This is a genomic window from Achromobacter sp. Marseille-Q0513, assembly GCF_018195695.1.
GTDB lineage: Bacteria > Pseudomonadota > Gammaproteobacteria > Burkholderiales > Burkholderiaceae_B > Achromobacter.
On sequence record NZ_JAGTJY010000315.1, the window covers coordinates 1 to 3,262 of the forward strand.

The 3,262-nt window shown below is 42.5% G+C and carries 2 protein-coding genes; both read left to right on the plus strand.

Going from position 1 to position 3,262, the window contains the following annotated elements; translation table 11 throughout:
* The first annotated feature begins 716 nt into the window (after positions 1-716).
* On the plus strand, positions 717-2,441 hold the full coding sequence (locus KDH83_RS30080; RefSeq protein ID WP_212322564.1) for a hypothetical protein: 1,725 nt from the start codon (positions 717-719) through the stop codon (positions 2,439-2,441).
* Positions 2,442-2,712: 271 nt separating this feature from the next.
* Entirely contained in the window at positions 2,713-3,198 is a 486-nt protein-coding gene (locus KDH83_RS30085; protein ID WP_212322567.1) for a hypothetical protein, read from the plus strand.
* Positions 3,199-3,262: the final 64 nt, after the last annotated feature.

Below are 3,262 nucleotides of genomic sequence, written 5' to 3' on the forward strand. Positions count from 1 at the left end.
GGTGTAGATGGCGCGGGGGGCGGCGGTGGTTGGGAGGCTAGTTGCCACAAGGGAGATAAGTGCCAATGTGGCTAGGTATGAGCGATGAGGGTCAACGTGTAGTCGGGACATCTGTAGAAGGCCAAAAAGGGGGTAGTAGGATGAGGCGAAGGATCAAGAACCATGGGTGGAAATTGACTCGACCGATATTGATAATTCGCAGAGTTCTCGTGTGTAGGTAACTCGTTTGGTGTGCTGCCTTGAATACACGAAACACTTTCGTCGCTGCATCACTAGAAATGTGTAAAAGGAGTAGGTGGCGCGATCCGCAAGAAGATAAGTGCCATTTTCTGAAATCGCTTGTTCTCGGCGATGTCTAATTTACCAGCAGGAAGGTTGAGCGGGGGCGCTGCGAAATTTCTCCTCGCACAGCGTGTTCGTGTCTCTTCAGTGAGGTGGTTATGCTGGCTCATGTTTAACGCCAAAAGTTATGTCGACGAGGCGAAAGGGGAGGCTCCACTTCTCTGAAGGTTGGTCTTGATATGAGATATCTGTGTCTGGTGTCAGATATCAATATTAATTATTTTGATATATTATGTAAGAGAATTTCTCGTTTCACTAACCTACAGATGAAGCTTTGTTGGGTTTAAAAAAGGTTGGTGGTTAGTATTTTATGTTTCATTTTTCAGAATCGTCATTATTGAGATAGTCTTGTTTATTTGTTTTGGAAGATAAAAATGCTCCTAAATTCAATACCAATAAAGAAAACAGTGCAGGCTCTTTCCAATAATGTAAGGGCTGAGAACATAGATTATGATAGCTATGTTGATCTCTATGCTGGCGTTGAAAATATAGAAAATATTAATAATAGAAATAATACCGTTATATACGGAAGAAGAGGGTCAGGAAAGACTCATCTATTGAGGGCTTTGGCCGAAAGGATAGGAGAGGGCTTTCATGAATCGCGGAATTTTCCGGTTTATGTTGATCTTAGAAGAATTATTCCACTTGTGCCCTCGGGTGTTACAACGGCGGATGTGGATGCGATCTTAATATTTAAATATGTAATTCAAGGGTTGGCCCATTCGGTGGCCAAGAGCCTTCCTCAAATACTGGGGGTAAATGAGTTCGATCCGACTACGGTCCTAGCTCGAAAAGTGGGGCAGGAAGGGTTGATCGATTTATTCGAGAGAATATATCTTCAGTTCGACGGCAAAGAATTTAAAAAGCCGAGTGCACTTACCGTTTCTGAAGAGGAGGTGAGTGCTATATCGGGGGCGGCAACTTTATCTGTATCGCCTTCTGCGAAGCTTGAAGGAAAGAGGCAGAGGAAAGAGGTAAAAGATACGGAGAAAAGTTCTTATATATCCATTCTCGATATTACTGATGAGTTAGAAAGACTGTTGCAGAGTCTCGATCTAAATAGGATAACGTTGCTAATAGATGAGTGGTCAGAGATTGATCAGGATACTCAGCTTTTTTTAGCAGAAATAATAAAAAAAACCTTTTCTGCTATTGCGGTAACGTTGAAAATAGCAGCCATACCAAATAGAACAAATCTGGGCATAAAAACCGAAAAGAAATTTTTCGGTCTGGAGGATGGAGGGGATATTTTTGGGTACCCCTTAGATATGCGGTACGTTTTTGAAGTGAACAAGACGCAGACAAGGGATTTTTTTAACAATCTATTGTATAAACATCTGTCTTCTATAAATCAGCAAGTTACGGAGCAGTTCGTTCTGACAAAAAGGATTAGTCCGGAACGGTTTATAAATCAATTTTTTGCTAACGTTGCTTTGAATGAGATATTGGTAGCGAGCGCTGGTGTTCCTCGTGATTTTATGAACTTGTTTATAAATTCATATGATAAGTACATCATAGGGTCGAATTCTAGCGCTAATAGAATAAGCGTTAAGAATTTGAGATCTGCGAATTCGGAGTGGTATGAAACCGATAAAAAGGAACAGGTAGACAAACACCACATCGAAAGGCAGCTTTTGGTGGAGATTGTCCAAGAGGTTATTGAGAAGAAGAGGTCTGTTCATTTCTTAATTCCAGAGAGACATTCTGCAAATAAGCACATACAGAATCTGATTGATTTTAGAGTGATTCACTTGAGAAAGAGTGGGTATTCTCACAAAGATCATCCGGGAGTTTCCTATAATGTATATTCAATAGACTACGGTTGTTATAATTCTTTAAACATAACAAAAAATAAATTAGATACGTCTATGATGGATTCTTTGAATCTCAAAGATCTGCGAGAGATTCGGAGGGTTTCTCTGGAGGATAATTTTTTCCAAAAATTCCTTATGAATATTGGGGAAGCGTTTAGTTGCCCTCATTGTGGCAGACCAGTTGATACGAATCACTTGGCTTATAAAAAGCAGAAACTATGCAACAACTGCTACGAAAGCGTTGGTGTTGATAAGGAGAAAAATACTATTCCTCCTGCAGCCTAGGTTTTTCGAAAGAAACGAGGGTAGAGAATTTGCCGTGGTATATAAAGGTGGCGGATCTTGTTGAGATAGTATCTATCTGATAGTAGATTCCGTTATGCGGAAGTCATGCGATTTCAGTAGAGAGGGGATACGGTTGCTGACCTCCCCTTCCGTCCCCTTCCGTCCCCTTCGGATGTGCTAGCCAGGTTGTGCTAGGTCAATACAGGTTTAGGTCAGATTTAATTAAAGTATCTTGTAATCTTCGAAATCGATCATTTAGTTGGAGGGCGCGATGACCATGAGCAACAATAAAACTCAAAGTGGAATTCAACCGCCGACGGCGAAACCGTCGATTCCTGATAGTTATGTTGACACGATGCCGTGCGATCCGAGCTTACTTGCGGAAATCGGACGGGTGACATGGGCCGCTGCACGCTTACATTCTGGTGTTCGCGATGCGATAGATACGCACCTTGGTGGGAGCTCGATGATGCCTTTCACTAAGACGTTGGGCACAGCCGTTCGTTTACTTCAAAAACATGCAAAGGAAAATAACCATCACGAACAAGTAGCGTGGGCTGAATACATTGGAATGCCGGCCGTTAATCGGCGCAATGCTGTCGTTCACGGGGTAACGTACACCTTTGTCTTAGGCAGCGTTGAAGAACAGGCAATTGGTACTCTCGAAGAAGGAAATAAGTTGTCTCGATTGCTCGTGCCTGAATTGCGATTAGTCACGCGTGAACTTATCGAGGCGAGCATGGCACTGCCCAAGTAAGGGCCTCAAGCGGGCCTGTCATTAATTTCGTGTTCAAGGCATAACATACGTCCAAGGAGTATGT

Excerpts from the sequence above, each read along its gene's own strand:
- KDH83_RS30080 (WP_212322564.1), top strand. The coding sequence starts at position 717 with ATGCTCCTAAATTCAATACCAATAAAGAAAACAGTGCAGGCTCTTTCC.
- KDH83_RS30085 (WP_212322567.1), top strand. The coding sequence starts at position 2,713 with ATGACCATGAGCAACAATAAAACTCAAAGTGGAATTCAACCGCCGACG.